At 60.3% G+C, this 24,460-nt stretch carries 16 protein-coding genes, 1 pseudogene and 1 riboswitch; of the genes and pseudogenes, 10 read left to right on the forward strand and 7 right to left on the reverse strand.

What is annotated here, in order from left to right:
- Nucleotides 1-1,347, reverse strand: a pseudogene (locus tag ACIP8I_RS22455) (HAMP domain-containing protein); the annotation flags it as partial.
- 203 nt (nucleotides 1,348-1,550) lie between these two features.
- On the opposite strand from ACIP8I_RS22455, the gene ACIP8I_RS22460 reads away from it, so the two are divergent.
- Nucleotides 1,551-2,369 carry a M48 family metallopeptidase gene (locus ACIP8I_RS22460; RefSeq protein WP_226501164.1) on the forward strand — a complete coding sequence of 273 codons (819 nt, stop codon included), beginning with the start codon at nucleotides 1,551-1,553 and terminating at the stop codon, nucleotides 2,367-2,369.
- A 186-nt stretch (nucleotides 2,370-2,555) separates the two neighbouring features.
- On the opposite strand, the gene ACIP8I_RS22465 is transcribed toward ACIP8I_RS22460, so the two are convergent.
- The 3 genes from ACIP8I_RS22465 to ACIP8I_RS22475 form a co-directional block, all read right to left on the reverse strand.
- Nucleotides 2,556-3,140, reverse strand: coding sequence for a TMEM165/GDT1 family protein (locus tag ACIP8I_RS22465; protein WP_007967721.1), 585 nt, complete (start codon nucleotides 3,138-3,140; stop codon nucleotides 2,556-2,558).
- Nucleotides 3,141-3,229: 89 nt separating this feature from the next.
- Nucleotides 3,230-3,352, reverse strand: a riboswitch (yybP-ykoY riboswitch).
- A 40-nt stretch (nucleotides 3,353-3,392) separates the two neighbouring features.
- The gene (locus tag ACIP8I_RS22470; RefSeq protein WP_027612205.1) at nucleotides 3,393-4,391 is read right to left on the reverse strand and encodes a class I SAM-dependent methyltransferase; all 999 of its coding nucleotides are present in this window, start codon (nucleotides 4,389-4,391) and stop codon (nucleotides 3,393-3,395) included.
- A 33-nt stretch (nucleotides 4,392-4,424) separates the two neighbouring features.
- Entirely contained in the window at nucleotides 4,425-5,390 is a 966-nt protein-coding gene (locus tag ACIP8I_RS22475; RefSeq protein ID WP_400764048.1) for a 2-hydroxyacid dehydrogenase, read from the reverse strand.
- A 271-nt stretch (nucleotides 5,391-5,661) separates the two neighbouring features.
- Here ACIP8I_RS22475 and ACIP8I_RS22480 point away from each other — a divergent pair, with 271 nt between their 5' ends.
- Nucleotides 5,662-6,291 carry a LysE family translocator gene (locus ACIP8I_RS22480; protein WP_027612203.1) on the forward strand — a complete coding sequence of 210 codons (630 nt, stop codon included), beginning with the start codon at nucleotides 5,662-5,664 and terminating at the stop codon, nucleotides 6,289-6,291.
- Nucleotides 6,292-6,418: 127 nt separating this feature from the next.
- Here ACIP8I_RS22480 and ACIP8I_RS22485 read toward each other — a convergent pair whose 3' ends face one another.
- Entirely contained in the window at nucleotides 6,419-7,183 is a 765-nt protein-coding gene (locus ACIP8I_RS22485; RefSeq protein WP_367085688.1) for a helix-turn-helix transcriptional regulator, read from the reverse strand.
- A 100-nt stretch (nucleotides 7,184-7,283) separates the two neighbouring features.
- Between ACIP8I_RS22485 and ACIP8I_RS22490 the strand changes: the two genes are divergently transcribed.
- The 5 genes from ACIP8I_RS22490 to ACIP8I_RS22510 all read left to right on the forward strand — a co-directional run bounded on the left by ACIP8I_RS22490 (nucleotide 7,284) and on the right by ACIP8I_RS22510 (nucleotide 16,913).
- The gene (locus ACIP8I_RS22490; RefSeq protein ID WP_400764052.1) at nucleotides 7,284-8,468 is read left to right on the forward strand and encodes an MFS transporter; all 1,185 of its coding nucleotides are present in this window, start codon (nucleotides 7,284-7,286) and stop codon (nucleotides 8,466-8,468) included.
- A gap of 146 nt (nucleotides 8,469-8,614) precedes the next feature.
- The gene (locus tag ACIP8I_RS22495; protein WP_007961833.1) at nucleotides 8,615-10,297 is read left to right on the forward strand and encodes a fatty acid--CoA ligase; all 1,683 of its coding nucleotides are present in this window, start codon (nucleotides 8,615-8,617) and stop codon (nucleotides 10,295-10,297) included.
- Nucleotides 10,298-10,634: 337 nt separating this feature from the next.
- Nucleotides 10,635-12,524, forward strand: coding sequence for a DUF1302 domain-containing protein (locus tag ACIP8I_RS22500; RefSeq protein ID WP_007961832.1), 1,890 nt, complete (start codon nucleotides 10,635-10,637; stop codon nucleotides 12,522-12,524).
- 28 nt (nucleotides 12,525-12,552) lie between these two features.
- Nucleotides 12,553-13,917, forward strand: coding sequence for a DUF1329 domain-containing protein (locus ACIP8I_RS22505; protein ID WP_007961831.1), 1,365 nt, complete (start codon nucleotides 12,553-12,555; stop codon nucleotides 13,915-13,917).
- Between the two features lie 263 nt (nucleotides 13,918-14,180).
- Nucleotides 14,181-16,913, forward strand: a complete 2,733-nt coding sequence (locus ACIP8I_RS22510; RefSeq protein ID WP_400764056.1) for a LuxR C-terminal-related transcriptional regulator — start codon at nucleotides 14,181-14,183, stop codon at nucleotides 16,911-16,913.
- Nucleotides 16,914-17,006: 93 nt separating this feature from the next.
- On the opposite strand, the gene ACIP8I_RS22515 is transcribed toward ACIP8I_RS22510, so the two are convergent.
- On the reverse strand, nucleotides 17,007-21,308 hold the full coding sequence (locus ACIP8I_RS22515) for a M10 family metallopeptidase C-terminal domain-containing protein (protein ID WP_400764058.1): 4,302 nt from the start codon (nucleotides 21,306-21,308) through the stop codon (nucleotides 17,007-17,009).
- A gap of 205 nt (nucleotides 21,309-21,513) precedes the next feature.
- Between ACIP8I_RS22515 and ACIP8I_RS22520 the strand changes: the two genes are divergently transcribed.
- Nucleotides 21,514-22,158, forward strand: a complete 645-nt coding sequence (locus tag ACIP8I_RS22520) for an MBL fold metallo-hydrolase (RefSeq protein WP_367085683.1) — start codon at nucleotides 21,514-21,516, stop codon at nucleotides 22,156-22,158.
- A 114-nt stretch (nucleotides 22,159-22,272) separates the two neighbouring features.
- Nucleotides 22,273-23,001: an OmpA family protein gene (locus tag ACIP8I_RS22525; protein WP_108590184.1), complete on the forward strand. Its 729-nt coding sequence runs from the start codon at nucleotides 22,273-22,275 to the stop codon at nucleotides 22,999-23,001.
- A gap of 245 nt (nucleotides 23,002-23,246) precedes the next feature.
- On the opposite strand, the gene ACIP8I_RS22530 is transcribed toward ACIP8I_RS22525, so the two are convergent.
- Nucleotides 23,247-23,681: a YhcB family protein gene (locus tag ACIP8I_RS22530; protein WP_007961596.1), complete on the reverse strand. Its 435-nt coding sequence runs from the start codon at nucleotides 23,679-23,681 to the stop codon at nucleotides 23,247-23,249.
- 144 nt (nucleotides 23,682-23,825) lie between these two features.
- On the opposite strand from ACIP8I_RS22530, the gene ACIP8I_RS22535 reads away from it, so the two are divergent.
- Entirely contained in the window at nucleotides 23,826-24,455 is a 630-nt protein-coding gene (locus tag ACIP8I_RS22535; protein ID WP_400764063.1) for an alpha/beta hydrolase, read from the forward strand.
- Nucleotides 24,456-24,460 lie beyond the last annotated feature (5 nt).

Here is a 24,460-nt window from a genome sequence, read left to right on the forward strand (position 1 = left end):
GGCGAGGAAGGTGTTGAAGCCCTTGGCAATCGAGCCCAGTTCATCGCTGCGATCACTGCTCAGGCGGCGGGTCAGATCGCCTTCACCTTTGGCAATGTCATCGAGCATGGCGACCATCTGCTTCAGGGGGCGGGCGATGCCGTGACCCACCAGCCAGATCACCAGCAGGCCGATGGCGGCGATGATCAAGCCGACCATGGCCATGCCGAAGGTGTCGGATTTGCGCTGGGCATCGAGGTCGGCCTGGAGTTTCTGCAGATCCGCCATCACCGCGTTCAGCGGCAGTTGCAGCATCAGGGTCCAGCGCGCGTCGGTCTGGCCGATGCCGAACGGCAGGTACAGCTCGATGCGGCCCTTGTCCTTGTTGACGGAGTAGGTGACTTCGCCACGTTTGAGATTGGCCATGTTGGCGATCTGCTCGGCGTCGAGAATGTCGCTGACCTTCTCACCGAATTTACTCGGGTCCTGGGTGTAGGCAACGATCCGGCCGTTGCCGCCGATCAGGGCCATCTGCCCGGCGCCGCTGTACAACTTCTGGTTGGCGCCGAGGAGCATGTCCTGGATGAAGTTCACCGACAGGTCGGCGCCGACGATGCCCTGGAATGCGCCGTTGAGCATGATCGGTTCAATGAACGAGGCGAGCATCACGACCTTGTCGCCGACCTTGTACGGCGCCGGATCGATCACGCAGGGCTTTTTCGTTTCCTTGGAGCAGAGGTAGTACTCACTGGCGCGCACCCCGGTGGACAGGGTTTTCTGATCGTCGACATCGGCCAGTTTGTCCACGCCCAGACTGCCGTCGGTATTGCGGAACCACCACGGCAGGAAGCGTCCGTTGGCGGGATCGATACCGGTCACGGCGCTGCCGACGTAGGCCGCGTCATTGTGGTCCAGTGCGTTTTTTTCCCAGCCGATGTAGGTGCCGAGAATCTTCGGGTTCTGCTCGACGTTCTCCTTGATCAGGCTGATCAGTTGCTCGCGGCTGACGCTCAGGCGCGGCTGGCCGTCGGCGCCCGGTGTGCCGAGCAGCGCGTTGACCCGCACCAGTCCGCCGGCAATCAGCAGCGGCGCTTCGAGTTCGCGCTGGATCTGGCTGACCTGGGTCTGCGCCAGAGAGGTCAGGCGTTGTTCGATGACTTGTTCGAACTGCGCCTGAGTGCGCTGTTGCACCATGTCTTGAGTGCGGGCACCGGAAAACAGCGCGTACAGCACCAGCGCGGCGACCACGCTGAGGACGATGGCGCCGGCCAGGGCGGCGACGGAAAACTGGATCGACTTGAACTTCATGGGAGCTCCGCACGCAAGAGGACGTCTGCGCTGTTGTATCGGCAGCAGGCATGGCGCCATGAGCGTTGAGCGGAACAAAGGGCGGAGGATGTCGCAAATGGATCGGTGCGCGACGCAGCGGCAGCAGACTTGCCGGTTGCTGTGAATTTTTTACGACAACAGCGGTGGGAAACTTCCGAAAGACGCTGCAACACGTCTGTTGTATCTGGCGCCGATACAATTCACCCCCTAGGATACGCGGCAGGTTTTCAGGGAGCTTTTGAATGAACAAGACATTGGTTGTAAGTGCACTGAGCGCAGCGCTGTTGCTGGCCGGTTGTCAGTCGGTCAACACCACCAGCGGCGGAGCCGTCGGTGTGGAGCGCAAGCAGTACATGTTCAGCATGCTGTCCTCGCAAGAGGTCGACCAGATGTACGCCCAGTCCTATCAGAAGACCGTCGGCGAGGCGTCGAGCAAAGGCGTGCTGGACAAGACCAGCCCGGAGGCCAAGCGGGTTCAGGCGATTGCCAACCGGCTGATCGCCCAGGCACCGAACTTCCGCCCGGATGCGGCGCAGTGGCAGTGGGAAGTCAATCTGATCAAGAGCGACGAGCTCAACGCCAACTGCGGGCCTGGCGGCAAGATCATTTTCTACACCGGGCTGATCGACAGCCTGAAGCTGACCGACGATGAAATCGCGGCGGTCATGGGCCATGAAATCGCCCACGCCCTGCGCGAGCACGGTCGTGAAGCGATGTCCAAAGCCTATGGCATTGAAATGGCCAAGCAGGGTGCCGGTGCGTTGCTCGGTCTGGGTCAGGACAGTCTGGCGCTGGCCGACACCGTGGCCAACTACGGCATGACCTTGCCCAACAGCCGCGCCAACGAAAACGAAGCCGACCTGATCGGTCTGGAACTGGCCGCCCGCGCCGGCTACAACCCGAATGCTGCGATCACCTTGTGGAACAAGATGAGCAAGGCCTCGGAAGGTGCACCGCCGGAGTTCATGAGCACTCACCCGGCCTCGACCAGCCGTATCGCTTCGTTGCAGGCAGCGATTCCGAAGGTGATGCCGTTGTACGAGAAAGCGCCGAAGTCCTGATCAGAACCCAGGCAAGGCGAACCTGCTTTTGTGGCGAGGGAGCTTGCTCCCGCTGGGCTGCGAAGCGGCCCCAAACCCTACAATCACGGATTAACAGTTAACCCGTATTAGCAGGGTTTGCGACGGCTGCGCCGCCGAGCGGGAGCAAGCTCCCTCGCCACAGTTCAGTGTTACTTCAGGCCGGAATTAAACCCAGCCACTGCTCTGCATCGCCTTGTACACCGCCACGATCGCCAGAATGAAGAACGCCGAAGCCGCCAGGCGACGGATCAAGGTCAGTGGCAATTTCTCCGCAGCAAAGTTACCGGCCAATACCACCGGCACGTTGGCAATTAACATGCCCGCCGTCGTCCCGATGATCACCAGCCACAGCTCCGGATATTGTGCCGCCAGCATCACCGTGGCGATCTGTGTCTTGTCACCGATTTCCGCCAGGAAGAATGCGATCAGCGTGGTCAGGAAGGGCCCGAACTTGCGTGCGGTGCTGGCTTCATCGTCGTCCATCTTGTCCGGGACCAGCGTCCACAGCGCAGTGGCGGTGAAGCTCGCGGCGAGAATCCAGTGCAGCACCGAATCGGAGAAGAAGCTGCCGAACCAGGCGCCTACCGCACCGGCTGCCGCGTGGTTGGCCAGGGTCGCAGCGACGATACCGGCAATGATCGGCCAGGGTTTGCGAAAGCGAGCGGCGAGAATCAGCGCGAGCAGTTGCGTCTTGTCGCCGATTTCGGCCAAGGCAACGATTGCGGTGGGAACGAGTAACGAGTCCAGCATCAGGATTTTCCTAAGGGGCGGGTCGACACGGCTATGACACGTACAGCCTTCCCGCCCCGGGTAAGGTGTGCGTGTCATAGGTCTTGTCAAACCCTGCGATCCGTCTGGTGCGGACGCTTGGGTCGCATACGCCATGATCTGAGGATCAAGTATGTTGACGTATGCCGGACGAGCTTGGCGCTCGTGGGAGACTACTCCCCTAGGACGGAGCGGATTCTGCCTTCGCAAAACCGATAGAGCAAGAACAAATTTTCAGCCGCGCTTGGCCCGGTAAATCCGGAAACCATTGCCTTCGGCCTTGATCGCGCACACGCCCAGATGCTCTTCGATCAGTGGCTGATACTTCAGGAAGCTGTTCGCAACAAGGCGCAGTTCGCCGCCGTTTTTCAGATGTTTTGCCGCTTTTCGCAGCAAGTTCTCGGTAGCGAAATAATCGGTGTGCACGCCGACGTGGAACGGCGGGTTGCTCAGAATCGCGTTCAAACCCATCGGTGCAGCGTCGATACCGTCACCGGTCAGCACTTCGGCGTCCAGACCGTTGGCCGCTAACGTCAGGCGACTGCTGGCGGCGGCGAAGGCATCGACGTCGAGCAAAGTCACCTGATTGTGCGGATAACGACGTTTGACCGCCGCGCCCAAAACTCCGGCGCCACAGCCGAAATCCAGCAGATGACCGCTCGGCAGTTTGTCCAGATGCTCCAGCAGCAGGGCGCTGCCGCGATCCAGTCGGCCATGGCTGAACACGCCCGGCAGGCTGATGACTTTCAACGGGCCTTCGGCCAGTGGCAGCTCATAAGTCTGCGCCAGGCTTTCCAGTGATTTTGCTTCAGGCGCGTTGGCCACGGTGACTTGCCACAGCTGGCAATGGCGCGCGCTGTCGAGCTTGCGCGGCTTGCCGAACGGGTTGAGCTGCTTGGATGCACCCTCGATGCCGCTGCGTTTTTCCCCGACCAGAAACACCTCGCGCCCGGGCAGACGTGCGGCCACGGCATTGAGGATGTAATCGGTCAGGTCCTTGGACTTGGGCAAAAACACCACGGCGCTGTCGAACTCGCGCTCCGGCACGTTCACACCGAAATGGCTGCGACCTTCGAAACGTGCATCGAGGGCGGCTTGATCGCCGGCATGCCAGCACCAGCCGAACGCATTGGGCAGGCGCCCGAGCAGATCGTCGGCGGGCAACCCGGCCAACAACAGCGAACCCTGGAATAACTCGGCCTGACGAAGCAGTACTTCACTGCGCGGATCCATAACTGCTCCCTGGAAAAAAAGTGCCGTAGTTTATCAACTGACGACCCGCAGCGCTGTACCGCTGAAGAATGCCCGGGCGTTTTCGGTCAATTGGCCGACGATACGCTGCCGCGCTTCACGGCTGCCCCAGGCGTTGTGCGGGGTGACGATCAGCCGGGGAATATCGGCGGCGAGCAACGGATTGCCATTGACCGGCGGTTCCACGCTGAGCACATCGGTGGCCGCGCCGCCGAGGTGACCGTTGCGCAGGGCATCAGCCAGGGCCTGTTCGTCGATCAAGCCGCCACGGGCGGTGTTGACCACGAAGGCGCTGGGTTTCATCGCCGCCAGTTCGCGTGCACCGATGAAGTGTCGGGTGTGTTCATTGAGCGGGCAGTGCAGGGTCAGGGCGTCGATTTGCGGCAGCAGTTCGTCCAATGGCAGGCGATCCGGGCGAGCCGGGCGGCCGGGAATCTGCCCGAGCAGCACGCGCATGCCAAACGCTTCGGCCAGACGCGCGACCGCGCCGCCGAGCTCACCGTGACCAAGCATGCCAAGGGTTTTGCCCTCCAGTTCGACGATCGGATAGTCGAGCAGGCAGAACTGTCTGGCCTGCTGCCAGCGACCTTCGCCGACCGCTTTTTGATAATCCGCGAGGCGGGTGGCGAGGTTGAGCAGCAGCATGATCGTGTGCTGCGCTACCGACGGCGTGCCGTAACCCTGACAGTTGCACACGGTGATGCCATGGGCGCGAGCCGCGTCCAGATCGACGTTGTTGGTGCCGGTGGCGGTGATCAGGATCAGTTGCAGATCCGGGTTGGCGGCCATCGCGGCGGCATCGATGCGGATCTTGTTGGTGATCGCCACGCTGGCCCCGTGCAGGCGTTCGGCGACTTGATCAGGCGCAGTCTGGGCGAACAGTTGCAGGTCGCTGAAGCAGGCGCGCAACGGGCTGAGGTCGAGATCGCCGAGATCCAGTGACGGGTGATCGAGGAATACGGCGCGGCGCGGGTTCGTCATCAACTGTACCTTTTGTGCTTGGAACGGAAGGCGTAATCTGCCGAGCCTACCAGATGAAACAATTGGTTACTCACAGCGCCCGCAATACCCTGTGGCGAGGGAGCTTGCTCCCGCTGGGCTACGAAGCAGACCCAAACCCATTCACCGTACTGTGTCAGGCACACCGGTGTTTCAGATTACGGCTGCTGCGCAGCCGAGCGGGAGCAAGCTCCCTCGCCACAGGGTTTGAGCCAGTTGATGAATTGTTTTTACTCATTAAAGAGGAGCCCCCATGTACTGGACCGAATTCTTGACCGTTGCCCTGATCCACCTGCTGGCCGTGGCCAGCCCCGGCCCGGACTTTGCCGTGGTGGTGCGCGAGAGTGTGACCCATGGTCGTCGCGCCGGCACCTGGACCGCGCTGGGCGTGGGCACGGCGATTTTCCTGCACGTGGGTTATTCGCTGCTGGGCATCGGCCTGATCGTTTCGCAATCGATCGTGCTGTTCAACGCCTTGAAATGGGCTGCCGCCGCGTATCTGTTGTACATCGGCTTCAAGGCCTTGCGCGCGCAGCCGGCGAAAACCGTTACCGATGACCTGCACAAGGAAGCCGGTGTGCGCACCGCGCGCGGCGCCTTCACTTCTGGTTTCGTCACCAACGGCCTGAACCCGAAAGCCACGCTGTTCTTCCTGTCGCTGTTCACCGTGGTGATCAACCCGCACACGCCACTGGCGGTGCAGGCGGGTTACGGGGTTTACCTGGCCGTTGCGACCGCTTTCTGGTTCTGTCTGGTGGCGATGCTGTTCAGTCAGCAACGTGTACGTGCCGGTTTTGCCCGCATGGGCCACTGGTTCGACCGCACCATGGGCGCGGTGCTGATCGCTCTCGGCGTGAAAATCGCGTTTACCGAGATGCACTAAGAGCTGAAACCCGATCAAAACTGTGGGAGCGAGCTTGCTCGCGAAGGCGTCGGATCAGTCGATATCACAGGTGACTGGAAGATTGCTTTCGCGAGCAAGCTCGCTCCCACAGGGAGATGGGGAATTCCTACACGAGTTGGCTGAGTTTGCTCAGATTATTCAGGTAGTCGCGGGGGTTGTCCCCGAGCAAACGGCGAAACATCGCGCTGAACGCCCGCGCGCTACCGTAACCCAGGTCCCGCGCCACGCTTTGCACGCTGTCCCCGGCGAGCAGGCGCGGCAGGGCTTCCATCAGGCGCAGTTGCTGGCGCCAGGCGTTGAAACTCATCTTCAGTTGTCGCTGGAACAGCCGCGCCAGAGTGCGTGAGCTGGCGCCGACCTGCTGCGCCCAGTCTTCCAGGGTATTGGGATGATCCGGTGTGTGCAGCAACGCCAGACAGATGTTCTGCAGGCGCCGGTCGGTCGGCATCGGGATGTGCAGCGGCAGGTTTTCCAGACTGGCCAGTTCCTCCAGCATCAACTGCTGGATCAGTGGATTGTCCGCATGCGGCGGCCCCTGCACGGCGCGCAGGATCAACTCGCGCAACAGCGGCGTTACTGCCAGCACGCAACACTGCTGGAGGCTGGCCGGCGAAAGCTCGGGGGCGATGAACAGCGAGCGCATCTGCACATCGCCAGACATGAAAATCTCGTGCGCGACTTGCGGCGGAATCCATACCGCGCGGCTCGGCGGAATCACCCAGGCACCGAGATCGGTGACCACCCGCATGATCCCTCTGACGGCATACAGCAACTGCGCCTCGCGGTGCAGGTGCAGCGGCTGGTGCGCGCCGTCCAGATAGTCCCGGGGATAGGCACTTACCGGGCCGTGTTCGAAGTGGCTGATCAACATGTCGGATTCGATGACCTGGTTGGCAGGTATGCGCTTTTTCGCCAACTTAGCATAAAGCCGCTGACAACAATCCACCCATAACAAACGCAAGCGTGCCGCCATGAACCAATCCCGAAAAGTCATCCGCTACGTCAACGCTGCCCATGTGATCGATCACATGTTCATGCTGATTTTCCCCGCCGCCGTGCTCGGCATGACCCAAGCCTTTGGCCTCGACTACGCCGCGCTGATCGGCCTGTCGCTGGGCGGCTTCATTGCCTTTGGCGCGTGTTCGCTACCGGCCGGCTGGCTGGGCGATCACTGGAGCCGGCGGCAGATGATGCTGGTGTTTTTCTTCGGTATCGGCGTCTCGGCGATCCTCACCGGGCTGAGCAGCAGCCCGACGATGCTGGTGATCGGGCTGACCCTGATCGGAATTTTCGCCGCAATCTACCACCCGGTGGGCACCGCGATGCTGGTGACCTACGCGCAGAATCGCGGGCGGGAGATCGGCATCAATGGCATGTGGGGCAACCTCGGCGTGGCGTTTTCAGCGCTGATCACCGGTTTGCTGGTGGCGCAGTTCGGCTGGCGTTCGGCTTTCGTGTTACCGGGGATGGTGGCGATTTTGCTGGGCATCGGCTTTGTCTTGCAGGTGCGCGAGGAGCCAATTCCGCAGCGTCCGCATACTGCGCTCAAAGGCGCAGCCGGGCAGCGGATCTCAATGTTCATGGTATTCGGCGTGCTGGCGCTGGCGACGGCCACCGGTGGCGTGGTGTTCAACGCCACCACCATGACCTATCCGAAGCTGTTTCAGGAGCGTCTGCATGACCTGTTCGCGTCGCCGCAAACCCTCGGCGTGGTGGTCAGCCTGGCGTATGCCTTCGGTGCAGTGGCGCAGTTGAGCATCGGTCAGGTATTGCACCGGGTCAGTCTGAAATGGCCGTTTCTGCTGTTGACGCTGTGTCAGGCACCGCTGTTGTACGCCATGGCGTATGTCGATGGCTGGACAGTGATCGTGCTCGGTGCGGCGTTCATGTTCGTGGTGTTCGGCCAGGTCACGGTGAACGACTCGATGGTCGCCAATTTCGTTGCGCCGCAGTGGCAATCGCGGGTCTTCGCCCTGCGTTACTGTCTGTCGTTCGGCGCCAGTGCGACAGCGATTCCGCTGATTGCCTACCTTGAACCGCGCCACGGTTTTGTTGGGCTTTATCTGGTGCTGGCAGGTTTTGGCGCGTTGACCTTCCTCGCGGCGCTGGTTTTCCCACGCACACCTTCCGAAGCGGCTGTAGGGCAAACCGCCTGATCCGCGCTGAATACCGGCAAATGCTGGCGCAAAGCTAGCATTTGTACGGCTGTGCAAATCATTCCTTCGGCTGATTTGACTGGGGTATAACGGCTCTAGAGTAACGCTCTCTACGCCAACACCGTGCAGCCAGAAAAGGGATTCATATGTTGCAGACTCGCGTCATTCCCCCGGCCGATGGGGCCTACCAGTATCCATTGCTGATCAAACGGCTGCTGATGTCCGGCGCCCGTTACGAGAAAACCCGCGAGATCATCTACCGAGACCAGTTGCGCTACAGCTATCCGACCCTGATCGAGCGGGTTGCGCGGCTGGCCAACGTATTGACGGCGGCCGGGGTGAAGGCGGGTGACACCGTGGCGGTGATGGACTGGGACAGTCATCGCTACCTCGAATGCATGTTTGCCATTCCGATGATCGGCGCGGTGATCCACACCATCAACGTGCGTCTGTCGCCGGAACAGATCCTCTACACCATGAACCACGCCGAGGACCGCTTCGTGCTGGTCAACAGCGAGTTCGTCGGGTTGTATCAGGCCATTGCGCCGCACCTGACCACGGTGGAGAAAACCCTGCTGCTGACCGATCTGCCGGAGAAGACCGCCGAGCTGCCGAACCTGGTCGGCGAGTACGAGCAACTGCTGGCCGCCGCGAGTCCGCACTACGACTTCCAGGATTTCGACGAAAACTCGGTTGCTACCACCTTCTACACCACGGGCACCACCGGCAACCCGAAAGGCGTGTACTTCACCCATCGGCAACTGGTGCTGCACACCATGGGTGTGTCGACGATCATGGGCGCCATCGACAGCGTGCGCCTGCTCGGTACCAACGACGTGTACATGCCGATCACCCCGATGTTCCATGTGCATGCCTGGGGCCTGCCGTACGTGGCGACCATGCTTGGGCTCAAACAGGTTTATCCGGGGCGTTACGACCCTGAATTCCTCGTCGAGTTGTGGCGCAAGGAGAAGGTCACGTTCTCCCACTGCGTGCCGACCATCCTGCAGATGCTGCTCAACGCCAAAGGCGCGCAGGGCACCGATTTCGGCGGCTGGAAGATCGTCATCGGTGGCAGTGCGCTGAACCGCACGCTGTACGAAACCGCCAAGGCCCGGGGTATTCAGCTGACGGCGGCGTACGGCATGTCGGAAACCGGGCCACTGGTTTCCTGCGCCCACCTCAACGACGAGTTGATGGCCGGCACCGAAGACGAACGCACCACTTACCGGATCAAGGCCGGTGTGCCGGGGCCGCTGGTGGAAGCGGCGATCGTCGATGGCGACGGCAACTTCCTGCCCGCCGATGGCGAAACCCAGGGCGAACTGGTGCTGCGCGCGCCATGGCTCACCGAAGGTTATTTCAACGAGCCGCAGAAGGGCGCCGAGCTCTGGGCCGGCGGCTGGCTGCACACCGGCGATGTGGCAACGCTCGACAGCATGGGCGTGATCGACATCCGCGACCGCATCAAGGACGTGATCAAGACTGGCGGTGAGTGGATCTCCTCGCTGGATCTCGAAGACCTGATCAGCCGCCACGCGGCGGTACGCGAAGTAGCAGTGGTGGGCATCGCCGATCCGCAGTGGGGCGAGCGGCCGTTTGCGCTGCTGGTGATCCGTGAAGGGCACGCGATCGGCGCGCGCGAACTCAAGGAACACCTCAAGCCGTTCGTGGAACTGGGGCACCTGAGCAAGTGGGCGATTCCGAGCCAGATCGCCCTTGTTACGGAAATTCCCAAGACCAGTGTCGGCAAGCTCGACAAGAAGCGCATCCGCCTCGACATCACCGAATGGCAGGCCAACAACAGCACCTTCCTCTCGACACTTTGAGTGTCCGCTGGCGCGCCGAAACCGGCGCGCCAGACCCACCAAGCAAGCGCTTGGCTTGTTAAATCGAAAAATTCAGCCATCCTTGCCGTGCCGACATGTGTCGGACTGGCGAAAGGACTGTTCCAGAGTGGCCGGCAGCTGCAAATCACACTTTAGAGGGATCAAGCAGTACCCCCTGCTGGCTATAGTCCGCTCAAGGATTTTTAAGAACGGGGCACACGCACGAACAGGGGCGATGCAACTTTGGAGTGACGTCGGGCGGCTATTGGCTCCCGGTCTTCCAGGCGTTTTTAAAAGTACTCACTGCCATAACAATAATGCACATGGAGTAGCGTCGATGACATCAGTAAACCAGTTCTGGCGCCGGGCTAAACTGCCTCTGGCCGTCAGTCTTGCCTCTACGCTCGCCGGGCCCGCATTCGGCGTCAGTTTCAACGTCGGTGAAATCGAAGGTCAGTTCGACTCCTCGCTCTCCCTGGGCATGAGTATCTCGACTCAGCAGCCGAACAAGGACCTTATTGGTGTCAACAACGGCGGCAAGGGCCTGTCCCAGACCTCCGATAACGGCCACCTGAACTTCAAGAGCGGGCAAGCGTTCTCGAAGATCTTCAAGGGCATCCATGATCTCGAATTGAAATACGGCGACACCGGGGTCTTCGTCCGGGGCAAATACTGGTACGACTTCGCGCTGCAGAATCAGGACCTGGAATACAAAGACGTCAGCAACCACAACCGCGACGTCGCGGCGCGCTCCTCCGGCGGGCAGATCCTCGACGCCTTCGTTTACCACAACTACTCGATCGCCGATGAGCCGGGTTCGGTGCGTCTGGGCAAGCAGGTGGTGAACTGGGGTGAAAGTACCTTCATCGGTGGCGGCATCAACTCGATCAACCCGATCGACGTGTCTGCGTTCCGCCGTCCGGGTGCCGAAATCAAGGAAGGCCTGATTCCGGTCAACATGTTCTATGTGTCCCAGAGCATCACCGAAAACCTCTCGGCCGAAGGTTTCTACCAGATCGACTGGCAGAAGACCGTGACCGACAACTGCGGCACGTTCTTCTCGCAGCCGGACATCGTCACCACCGGTTGCGATGACAACCTGCGGGTCCTGAACAAGCGTTCGACCATTCCGGGCATTGCGCTCGGGCCGTTGGCCGCCGCCGGCGTGGATGTCAACGAAGAGGGCGTGCTGGTGCGCCGTTCGCCGAACCGCAACGCCCGCGACAGCGGCCAGTGGGGCGTTTCCGCCAAGTACATGTTCGACCCGCTGGCCACCGAGTTCGGTGCCTACTTCATGAACTACCACAGCCGTGCGCCGATCTTCAGCGCCACCGGTGCGCCACAACGTATCTATAACGGCGTGGCAGCTTTGCCGGGGCCGTTCCAGGCGCTGGGGCCACTGGTCGTCGCAGGCAACTCGAACTACTTCATCGAATACCCTGAAGATATTCGCCTGTACGGTCTGAGCTTCTCCACCACCCTGCCTACCGGTACGGCGTGGAGCGGTGAAGTCAGCTACCGGCCGAATGCGCCGGTGCAGTTGAACTCCACCGACATTCTGTTCGCCGGCGTACGTCCGCTGGGTGGCGCGTTGACCAACGCGTCGATTCTCAACGGCGTGCCGGGCCAGGATCTGCACGGCTACAACCGCAAGGAAATCACCCAACTGCAAACCACCCTGACGCACTTCTTCGATCAGGTGATGGGCGCCAACCGTCTGACCCTGGTGGGTGAGGTCGGTGTGACCCACGTCGGTGGCCTGGAAAGCAAATCCGAAGCCCGTTACGGCCGCGACCCGGTGTTCGGCCCGGGTGAGCTGCCTGCCACGGGTGGTCTCAATACCTGCTCGCAGATCCTCAACAACTCCACCGTCAACGGTGCCGGTCCAGGGGCTTCGCGCGATAACGTTTCCAGCAACTGCAACAACGACGGTTTCACCACGGCCACCTCATGGGGCTATCGCGCTCGGGCCATCTGGGACTACAGCGACGTGTTCGCCGGTGTGAACCTCAAGCCGAACGTGGCCTGGTCGCATGACGTGAAAGGTTACTCGCCAGGTCCTGGCGGCAACTTCGAGGAAGGTCGCAAGGCCATCAGCCTCGGTCTCGATGCCGAATACCAGAACACCTACACCGCGAGCCTGGCCTACACCAACTTCTTTGGCGGCGACTACACGACCGTGGACGATCGTGACTTCGTGGCCTTGAGCGTCGGCGTGAACTTCTAAGCACAGTTTTTTCAGGACGAACACACATATGAAAATAACAAAGAGTCTGTTCCACGCGGGTGTTCTGGGCTTGTCGCTGCTGGCGACCAGCGTCATGGCGGCCGTTCCCGCCGCCGAAGCCGACAAGCTGGGCAAAAGCCTGACCCCGATGGGCGCCGAAATGGCCGGCAACGCCGACGGTTCGATCCCGGCCTGGAAACCGCTGCCGAAAAATGCCGGCACGGTCGACAGCAAGGGCTTCCTGTCCGATCCGTTCGGCAGTGAAAAGCCGCTGTTCACCATCACCGCGCAGAACGTCGAGCAGTACAAGGACAAGCTTGCACCGGGCCAGTACGCGATGTTCAAGCGCTACCCGGACACCTTCAAGATTCCGGTTTACCCGTCCCATCGCGGCTCGACCGTGCCGGATGACGTGTTCGCCGCGATCAAGAAAAACGCCACCACCACCAATCTCGTGGCGGGCGGCAACGGTCTGGAAAACTTCGATACCGCCGTGCCGTTCCCGATTCCGAAAAGCGGTCTGGAGGTGATCTGGAACCACATCACCCGCTATCGCGGTGGCAGCGTGACCCGTCTGGTGACCCAGGCGACGCCGCAAACCAACGGCTCGTTCAGCCTGGTGTATTTCCAGGACCAGTTCGTGTTCCGCGACAAGATGAAGGACTACGACCCGGCCAACCCGGGCAACATCCTGTTCTACTTCAAGCAGAAAGTGACTGCGCCGGCACGTCTGGCCGGTACCGTACTGCTGGTGCACGAAACCCTCGACCAGGTGAAGGAGCCGCGCAAGGCCTGGGTTTACGCCACTGGTCAGCGTCGTGTGCGTCAGGCACCGCAAGTATCGTATGACGGTCCGGGCACTGCGGCGGACGGTCTGCGTACCTCCGACAACCTCGACATGTACAACGGTGCGCCGGATCGCTACGACTGGAAGCTCGAAGGCAAGAAGGAGATGTACATTGCCTCCAACAGCTACAAGATCGACTCGCCGACCCTCAAGTACGCCGACATCATCAAGGCCGGCCATATCAACCAGGACCTGACCCGTTACGAGCTGCGTCGTGTCTGGCACGTGGTCGCCACCCTGAAACCGGGTCAGCGCCATATCTATGCCAAACGTGACTTCTACATCGACGAAGACACCTGGCAGGCAGCGGTCATCGACCACTACGACGGTCGCGGTCAGCTGTGGCGTGTGGCCGAGGCGCACGCCGAGGACTACTACGACAAGCAAGTACCGTGGTACGCGCTGGAAGCCCTGTACGACCTGCAATCGGGCCGCTACCTGGCGCTGGGCATGAAGAACGAAGAGAAACAGGCCTATGACTTCGGTTTCTCTGCCACCAAGAGCGAATTCCAGCCGGGCAACCTGGGCCAGGACGGTATCCGCTAAGCTTTGACCCGAGGCCGCATCCTCGAAAAAACGCCCCGACTGGTTCGGGGCTTTTTTTTGCTTTGATTTTGCAGGAGCTGCCGCAGGCTGCGATCTTTTGATCCTGAAAGATCGCAGCCTGCGGCAGCGCCTACAAGGTTGCGCTTAACGGCTCGTGACCTTTTTGTAGCCATTTGTAGCAGCAACCTTCATAACCGCTACGTTTAAGGCTAGGCTGCGGACATCTGCTACGCCGCCAACAGCCATTCAAACAAGAGCCGGCCATGACTGATCTGTCCCCGCTTCCGGATCCTGCAAGCGCTGCCGTCGCGACACTGGACGGGCGTTTTTTTCGCCCGCCACTGCCCGACGGTTACGTTTTGCGACCGCGTCTGTGTGAACGCCTGAGCGCCGGGCTCGGTGGACGTCTGTTGCTGGTCTGTGCGCCTGCCGGGTTCGGCAAGAGTTCGCTCGCGGTGGAGTTCTGTCAGAGCCTGCCGGCGCACTGGCAAAGCCTGTGGCTGGGATTGAGCCCACGGGATAACGATCCGGGGCGCTTTCTCGAGCGGTTGCTGGAAGGGCTGCAGGATTACTTTCCGGATCTGGGCAGTCGCGCGCTTGGCCTGCTGAAGATGCGCCAGCGCCATCAGCCCTTTGCCTTCGAAGAGTGGCTCGACGGCTTGCTCGATGAGTTGGCCCTGCAACTGCAACCGACGGCGCCGCTGTTGCTGGTGCTCGACGATTACCATCTCGCCCAGGGCCCGGTACTCGACCGTTGCCTGCAGTTTTTCCTCAATCATCTGCCCGATGGCTTGCTGGTCATGGTCACCAGTCGGCAGCGCCCGGACTGGCATCTGGCGCGCCTGCGCCTGTCGCGGCAACTGCTGGAACTGCATGAACAGGATCTGCGCCTGACCCATGACGAAGCCCTGACCCTGCTTGATCGGCATAGCACGTCGCTGCGTGGCGAAGCGCTGGAAAACCTGATTCAGCGCAGCGAAGGTTGGGTGGCCGGGCTGCGTTTCTGGTTGCTGGCGGCATCCGAAGCCGGCAACGAAGCCGCATTGCCGCAAGCGCTGAACGGCGGGGAAGGGCTGATTCGCGACTACCTGCTCGAAGAAGTCATCGATTGCCTGCCCGCCGAGGTGCAGGCATTTCTCTACGACACCGCCCCTCAGGAGCGCTTTTGCAGCGAGCTGTGCGACGCGGTACGTGAAGCCCACGACAGTGGCGAAATCCTGCGGTTTCTGTTGGCGCATCAAGTGTTCCTGGTGCCGCTGGACGAGCACGGTCACTGGTATCGCTATCACCATCTGTTTTCCGATCTGCTGCGCAGCCGGCCCATCGCTCGGGCGATAGTGCCCGCCGCCACACTGCACCTGCGTGCCTGCCGCTGGTTCAATGCGCAGGGCCTTATCGATGAAGCGGTCGAGCAGGCGCTGCGTGCCGGCCATCTGGATGTGGCGGCGAATCTGGTGCAGAACCTGTCTGAGGAACAACTGCTCGCCGAGCAGAACGTCGGCATGTTGCTGCGTTGGAAGATGGACCTGCCCGACAGCCTGCTGATCAGTACGCCGCGCTTGATCGTGCTCTATAGCTGGGCGCTGGGGCTGGCCTGTCAGCTGGATGCCGCTGAGGAGCTGGCCAGTCATTTAAGTCGCTTTCTGCCGGCGCCTTCGGCCTCTGCGCAGAAGTCGATGCTTGCACAATGGCTGGCGCTCAGCGGGATCATCGCCCGTGGGCGTGGTCAGCGTGAATTGACTCAGCGCTATTGCAGCGAAGCGCTGGAAAGCCTGCCGGTGAAACGTTATGGGCAGCGGCTGATGTGCCTGTCCACGTTATCCAATCTGGCGATTGCCGATGGCGACCTGTGGCGCGCCCGGGGCTTGAACCGTGAGTCCCTCGAGCTGGCGCAGCGGGTTGGCAATCCGTTGTTCGAAGCCTTGGCGCATTACGACCGGGCGCGGGTGTTGCAGGCCCGTGGCGAGATTCTGCGGGCACTGGATGAGGTGCATCAGGGCCTTGATCGTCTGCGCGGGTTGTCGGCGCAACGTCTGTACGCGGTGCGTGCGCGGCTGACGTTGTACGAAGGTTTTCTGTTGTCCATGCGCCTGCAACCACAGCAGGCCCGGGCTCGATTGCTGAGCGGTGTGGCCGAAGCGCGGGCCTGTCGCGATATCAGTGTGTTGATCGGCCACTGCGTGATCGCTCGTCTGGACGGCAGCTCAGGCGAGTTTGCCAAGGCCTTTGCCGAACTCGCTGAAGCCGAGCGCCTGATGCATATCTGGGACGTGCCGCCGATCTACTACCTGGCAATGATCACCCTGGTCAAATGCGAGCTGTGGCTGGCGCAGGGCCGAACCGATCTGGCCGAGGCCTGGCTGGCGCGTCTGGGCCAGACCTATACCGGCGAGCGAGCAGCGGCGCCGCCGGAGTTTCATCCACAGTTGCCATTGCATGTCGAACTGCAGCAAGCGCTGCTCGATGTGATTCAGGGACAGCCGATGCTCGCCGAAGGGCGGTTGAATGTGCTGCTGGAAAACGGTCAGCAAACCGGTCGACAGTTGCTGTGTGTAATGGCGCTGGCGCAGAAGGTCGCCTTGTTGCTGGGCGCTGGCCGCGAACCGGAAGCGCGCAAGGCGTTGGGCCAGGCGCTGGAAGCGGCGGCTGGCGGTGTGATACAGCCGTTTGACGCACTGATCAGAGAATATCCGGACTGGTTGCGCAGCCAATTGCACGCCTCACCGGCGTTGGCAGGGCAGCAGTTGTTGGCGCATTTTCCGCTGGTGGCTACTCGTCCGGTGATTGAGTCCATCGCAGCCGAACAACTCAGCAGCCGCGAACTGGCGGTGCTGCGTTTGATTGCCCAGGGCTGTTCGAATCAGGAGATCAGCGAGCAATTGTTCATTTCGCTGCACACGGTGAAAACCCATGCCAGCCATATCAACAGCAAGCTGGGCGTTGAGCGGCGTACGCAGGCGGTGGCGCGGGCCAAGGAACTGGGGGTTTTGACCTAACGCTACGGCTTATCGGCACCCACAAAAAAGCCCCGAATGATCGGGGCTTTTTGTGGGTGTCCCGACCTGCGAGCAGGTCGGGTAGCCGTTGTATCAGGCCACCAGATCGTTGGCGCTGAAGCTGTTCACACCCACCAGCTGGATCTCGAAGTCCGCACCGGCGTTGCCGCTGACGTTACCGGACAGCACGTGGTCGACGAAGCGCAGTTGGCCTGCGCCAGTGAAATCGGCTGCACCGATGAAGGAGAACGCGTTGATGCCGTCTTGCAACAGGTTGGCGTCAAACATTCTCAGGTCGATCTTGTCGCCCTGCAGACTGTTGAAGTCATTGATGACGTCACTCAGGCTTCCGGTTCCCACTTCGTTCAAGTTGCTGAAGACAAACTGATCGCTGCCGGCGCCACCGATCAGGGTGTCCTTGCCGCCGCCGCCGAGCAGAATGTCATTGCCGGCCCCGCCATCGAGCTGGTCATTGCCTGCACCGCCACTCAGATAGTTGGCATCGGCGTTGCCGAACAATTTGTTGTCCTGGCCGTTGCCGAGCACACTGAAACCGCCAGTGCCGTTGATCCGTACGCTTTCCACGTTCAGCAGATTGCTCAGGTTCAGATCGACCACACTGTTCTGTTTCGCGTTGTACTGAATGCTCAACAAGTCGCGGCCAGGATCATTACCTTCCTGGATCAAGGCGAGCTCGGCAGCCTGATCCAGAATGTAGGTGTCATTACCCGCGCCGCCGATCATGGTGTCGATGCCGGTGCCACCATCCAGCACGTTGTTGCCGCTGTTGCCGGTCAACACGTTGTCCAGATCGTTGCCGGTCAGATTGAGCGCTTCACTTCCCAACAACAGGCCGTCTTCGACACTGTAGGACAGTGTGTAACTCACGGAGGTCTTGATCAGATCGTGACCATCCCACGGGGTTTCCTGAATGGTGTCGTTGACGTTGTCGACAATGTAAATGTCATCGCCAGTGCCACCGCTCATTCTGTCGGCACCGGCACCGCCGTCCAGCACATCGTTGCCGGCCCCGCCGTCCAGGGTGTTGTCGTAGGCATTGCCGAACAGTTTGTTGTCCAGGGCGTTACCCATCACCCAGAATGCTCCGGCACCCAAGACCCGCACACTTTCCACATTTTGCAGATTGGACACGTTGAGGTTGATCACGCTGCTGTTTCTGTCAGTCGAATATTCGATTGTCAGCAGGTCTCGCCCGCCATCGACATTTTCCTGGATTCGCGACAGCTCCGAGGAATCATCAAGGAAGTAGGAGTCATTGCCCGCACCACCGATCATGGTGTCGATGCCGGCCCCACCATTGAGAATGTTGTCGCCATCGTTGCCGATCAGCACGTTATCCAGTGCGTTGCCCGTCAGGTTGAGCGCTGCACTGCCGAGCAGTTGCGCGTCTTCGAGGTTGGCCCCCAAGGTGTAGCTGATCCATGATTTGACCTGGTCTCGACCTTCGTCCGCCAGCTCGACGATGGTGTCACCGATGTTGTCGATCACGTAGATGTCATCACCGGCGCCCCCCGTCAGGGTGTCGACGCCTGCGCCGCCGTCCAGAACGTTGGCATCGGCGTTGCCGAACAGTTTGTTGTCCAGGGCATTGCCGGTCACGGTAAACGCGCCCGCACCGGTAAGGCGCACGCTCTCGACGTATTGCAGGTTACTCTGGGAGAGATTGACCACGGCGTTCTGGGCCGCGTTGTACTGGATGTCCAGCAGGTCCCGACCGGTCTCGTCCGCTTCCTGGATCAGTGCCAGTTCTTCCGCTTGATCGAGGATATAGGTGTCATTGCCGCTGCCACCGATCATGGTGTCGATGCCGGCTCCGCCATTGAGCGTGTCATTGCCTGCACCACCGATGAGGGTGTTGTTGCCGTCGTTACCGGTCAGCACGTTGTTCAGCTCGTTGCCGGTCAAGTTGATTGCGGCGCTGCCCAGCAGTTGACCTTCCTCGAGGTTGGCACCCAGCGTGTAGCTGATTGAGGATTTGACCTTGTCATAGCCTTCGCCCGCCAGCTCGACGACGACATCTGCGATGTTGTCGACCACGTAAGTGTCATCGCCTGCGCCACCAGTGAGGGTGTCGCTCCCGGCACCGCCATCCAGATAGTTGGCCTGGGCATTGCCGAACAATTTGTTGTCCAGTGCGTTGCCCAACAGGGTAAAGGCGCCCGAGCTATTGATGCGAACGCTTTCAAAATTCACCAGATTGCTCTGGTTCAGATCGACCACGCTGTTTTGCATGGCGTCGTAGTAGATATTCAACAGATCGCGGCCCGGATCGTTGTCTTCTTGCACGAGCGCCAGCTCGGCAGCCTGATCCAGGTTGTAGGTGTCGTTACCAGCGCCACCGATCATGGTGTCGACGCCGGCTCCGCCATTGAGAATGTTATTGCCGGTGTTGCCGATCAGCACGTTATCGAGATCATTACCGGTCAGGTTGAGTGCGGCATCACCCAGCAGTTGCCCGTCTTCAATGTTGGCGCCCAGAGTGTAGTTGATCGAGGCCATGACTTTGTCGCGACCTTCACCAGCAAGTTCGACAACGATGTCGCCGTAGTTGTCCACCACATAGGTGTCATCGCCGGCACCGCCAGTGAGGGTGTCGACGCCGCCACCTCCGTCGATCCAGTCATTGCCGGCATTGCCGAACAGTTTGTTGTCGAGAGCGTTGCCCAGCAGGGAGAACGCACCCTCACCGTTGATCCTCACGCTTTCCACGTTGATCAGGTTTGCCTGATTCAGATCGACGACGTTGGTCGAAGGGCCAGCGGCGTAGTTGATCAGCAGCAGATCGCGGCCCGGATCATTACCTTCTTGCACGAGAGCGAGCTCAGCCGCCTGATCCAGGTTGTAAGTGTCATTGCCGGCGCCGCCGATCATGGTGTCGACACCGGCGCCACCATTGAGGATGTTATTGCCGGCATTGCCGATCAGCACGTTGTCGAGTTCGTTGCCGCTCAGGTTGAGGGCGGCGTTACCCATCAATTGGCCATCTTCGATATTCGCGCCAAGACCGTAGGTGAGCGTGGTCATGACCTTGTCGCGGCCTTCGCCAGCGAGTTCGACGACGACATCGCCATAGTTGTCGACCACGTATGTGTCGTCACCGGCACCGCCGGTAAGAGTGTCGGCACCGGCGCCACCGTCAAGCCAGTCATTGCCGGTATTGCCGAACAGCTTGTTGTCCAGTGCGTTGCCCTGCAGGGCGAAGGCGCCGGCGCCAGTGATCCGAACGCTTTCTACGTTGACCAGGTTTGCCTGGTTCAGATCGACGACGTTGGTAAGGGGCCCGGCAGCATAGGTAATTGTCAGCAGGTCGCGACCCGGATCGGTATCCTCGTAGATCAACGCCAGCTCCGCGGCATTGTCGAGGATGTACGTGTCGTTGCCTGCACCACCGGCCATGGTGTCAATGCCGCCGGCGCCGTTGAGTACGTTATTCAGGGCATTGCCAATCAGCACATCATTGAAGTTCGAACCGATGGCATTTTCTATCTTGGCGCCATAAGCGATGGCCAGCCCATCGTTGATCGCGGTTTGGGACGTGAAATCGACGAAGGCTTTGCCAATGCTGCTGTAAGCGCCTTCGTTGAGATTGATGCTGACGGAGGCGAGCTGGTTGCTGGCATCGATCGTGTCGTTTCCGCCGGCATCCCAGATCGTTTCGAAAATTGACTGATCCGGCGCCCACTTGTAGACGTTGTCCCCGGTCTGCCAGGCAGTATTGGCACCATAAAGGCTCTGGATCGCCAAGATGTCGAGCACCATAGGTGTCGTTGGCTGATAGGAATAGTTGCTGTTGTAGCTCATGACCGTGAGATGGACATCGTCCAGTTTCGGGTCGAGCAGGGTCTTGTTTGTGTTGCTGGTATCGAATGGGTGTTTGAGACCCAGCGCATGACCAATTTCATGCACGAATGTCAGGTAGTCGTAAGTGCCTTTGGATGGATTGGGATCATTGGTCTGCGGACCGATCCACACGTCGCCGGCTACCGGGCTGTTGGCAGGGAAATAGGCCCAGGCGGCGGTCTTGTCATCCATCAACCGATAGGCGCCGAAGCGCAAGTCACCCACGTTTGTGAGGTTGTCGCTGGTCAGCGTGAAGTTGATGTTGGCGACCGCGCTCCACGCACCCAGCGCAGCGATCGCGGCATTTTGTTGGCCCACAGTCAGGGCATACAGTGCGTTGTATTCGTTATCAGGGCTGTAGTTGGTGACGAAGTACGAGGTATTCGGCGCCATGAAGCTATAGCTCAGATTGGTCGGTCCACCCGGGGTCCAGTTCGAACCTAACCAGTAAGTGCCGGACAGGAGACTGTCGACGACAGCGACGCCGGTCAGTGAAGACGGGAGGGATGGAGAGAAAGAACTGGGCGTTGGCATGCGGGATTTCCTGAGTGCGCTGCGGCCCTTCCTGAATGCGACCGCTACAAAAAAATGCGATTTTGCACCAGAAACAATACATTTGACATCATTGGGCCATCATTTTTTCGGATTGATGGCGTCAAATAACTGACCGGGCGATCTGTATCGGCATGTGCAGTAGAATTCTGAAATAAGCCTCACGACCGTTCGTCCAGGATTTTTCATGACTGCTTTCAGCTCTACGCTCATCCGCGAAACTTTCCCCGTCGGCCCGCTCCAGTGCAACTGCACGATCATCGGCGACCCGCTCACTAAAAAAGCCATCGTCGTCGACCCGGGCGGCAATCCTGACCTGATCATGGCGCGCCTCGATGCTCACGGCCTGAAAGTGGTCAGCATCATCCACACCCACGCGCATCTCGATCACTTCCTCGCCTCCGGGCAGATGAAAGAGAAAACCGGCGCGACCCTGCACCTGCACAAGGAAGACCAGTTCCTGTGGGACAACCTCGAGATGCAATGCCAGATGTTCGGCGTGCCTTACACCCCGGTACCGTCGCCGGATCGCTGGTTGAGCGACGATGAAGAACTGGCTTGCGGCTGCGGCGTGGCGCTGCATACGCCGGGACATACACCCGGTTCCATGAGCTTTTGGTTTTCCGAGGCTAAGCTGTTGATTGCCGGCGACACGTTGTTTCGTCGCGGCGTAGGGCGCACGGATTTGTGGGGCGGCGATCAGGCGACCATCGTGCGATCGATCAAGCAGCGGCTGTACACGCTCGACGAAGACGCAATCGTGGTTGCCGGGCATGGTCCGGACACGCGTCTTGGGGATGAAATGCGCGAAAACCCGTTCGTGCGCGCCTAAACATTTTGTCACGAGTGTGCGGCGGAATTTTTCGGCATTGTCATGATCCAACGCCCGCACAGGTCTATTGCCTAGGGCCGCTGCCACACAGAATGCGAAAATCAGGAGCTCTTCATGTTCACCACGCCTCGTTTGATTATTGTTGCTACTGCTGTAGCCATGTTGGCCGGCTGCGCCTCGCCCAACCCGTATGACAACCAGGGCCAGGCCGACGGCGGCGGTGTGAGCAAGACCGCCAAGTACGGTGGTCTCGGTGCTTTGGCCGGTGCTTTGGCGGGTGCCGCCATCGACCACAACAACCGTGGCAAGGGCGCCCTGATCGGCGCGGCGGTGGTCGGTGCATCGGCCGCCGGTTACGGTTACTACGCTGACCAGCAAGAGAAAAAACTGCGCGCCAGCATGGCCAACACCGGGGTTGAAGTGCAGCGTCAGGGCGATCAGATCAAACTGATCATGCCGGGCAACATCACCTTCGCCACCGATTCGGCGAACATCGCCCCAAGCTTCTACCAGCCGCTGAACAACCTGGCGAACTCGTTGAAAGAGTTCAACCAGAACCAGATCGAAATCGTCGGCTACACCGACAGCACCGGCAGCCGCCAGCACAACATGGACCTGTCTCAGCGTCGTGCGCAGAGCGTGGCGACCTACCTGACCTCGCAAGGTGTCAGCGGTGCCAACCTCTCGGCCCGTGGCGCCGGCCCGGATAACCCGATTGCCAGCAACGGTGACGTCAATGGCCGTGCGCAGAACCGCCGTGTTGAAGTCAACCTGAAGGCGATTCCGGGCCAGCAGTATGGTGGTCAGCAGCAACAGCCGGGTACGGTTCAGCAGTATCCGTAAGCGACTGCCTGAATGAAGAAATGCCCGGTCCTGGTGATCGGGCATTTTTTTTGCGCCCTGTAGGAGCTGCGGCACGCTGCGATCTTTTGATCTTCAGCTTCCAACAACAAGATCAAAAGATCGCAGCCTCGTTTCACTCGGCAGCTCCTACAGGGTTATCGGGACAGGCAACAGAAGCTCGACAGGCAAAAAAAGCCCCCGGACAAGCGAATTGTCCGGGGGCTTTTTGTTGGGCGCTAAGCTGATTACTTCTTCAAACCATAATGCTCATCGAGCATGCCCGGCGAGTTCGGGGCTTTTGGCGCGTAGTCACGCGGCGGCTCCTGATCACGCGGCGGCGTCAGACGTTCGCGCGGTGCCTGCGCGGCATCGGCGTGCAAAGCGGCGATCAGGCGTTGGCGGGTCTGCTCGTCCAGGGCCAGGCGGTTGGCGCCCTCGGCGAGATGATCCTGCACTTCCTGATAGCTCTGGGTCAGCTTCTTGACCAGCATCGCGGTGCTGTTGAAGTGGGTGACCACCTCGTTTTGATAGCTGTCGAAACGCTCCTGGATATCATCCAGTTGACGCTGCGTGCGGCTCGGCGCGGCATTCGGTGCGACGCGAGCGATCAGGAATCCAATGGCGACACCCACAACCAGGGCAAGAGTCGGTAACAACCAAACTAAGAGCGAGTGTTCCACGAGTCCTTCCTCTATAAACGGCTTTGCTTTACGTTAACGGCTCGAACCTGCGCTGTATACCGCGATTCACTCGCAATAGATTGGCACAGACAATTTGCTAGACGAGTCGACCCGATTCGAGGTCACGGAGTTCCTTCCTTGCTGATGCGTGAAACCCCTGTAGTGATTGATGGCCCAGTCGGCCAAATCGAAGCGCTGTACCTCGATAACGAGCAGCCAGTCGGCATCGCACTGATCTGCCATCCGAACCCGGTGCAGGGCGGCACCATGCTCAACAAGGTCGTCTCGACCCTGCAGCGCACCGCGCGCGACGCCGGCCTGATTACCTTGCGCTTCAACTATCGCGGCGTCGGTGCCAGCGAAGGCTCCCACGACATGGGCAGCGGTGAAGTCGACGATGCTCAGGCCGCCGCCGCATGGCTGCGGGAAAAACACCCGGATCTGCCGCTGACCCTGTTCGGTTTCTCCTTCGGCGGATTTGTTGCAGCAAGTCTCGGCGGTCGTCTCGAAGCCCAAGGCGTGCAGTCGAAGCACCTGTTCATGGTCGCGCCGGCGGTGATGCGTCTGGGTGATCAGGATCAACTGCCACAGCACGGCGAGCTGACCGTGATCCAGCCAGAAACCGACGAAGTGATCGATCCGCAGTTGGTCTACGACTGGTCGGAACAACTCCAGCGCCCCCATGAGCTGCTGAAAGTGGCAGAATGCGGACACTTTTTTCATGGCAAGCTGACCGATCTCAAGGATCTGATCCTGCCGCGTCTCTCGAATTGATTGCA

Origin of the sequence: Pseudomonas sp. NPDC088414 (assembly GCF_044753325.1) — a bacterium.
In the GTDB taxonomy this organism is placed as follows: Bacteria; Pseudomonadota; Gammaproteobacteria; order Pseudomonadales; family Pseudomonadaceae; genus Aquipseudomonas.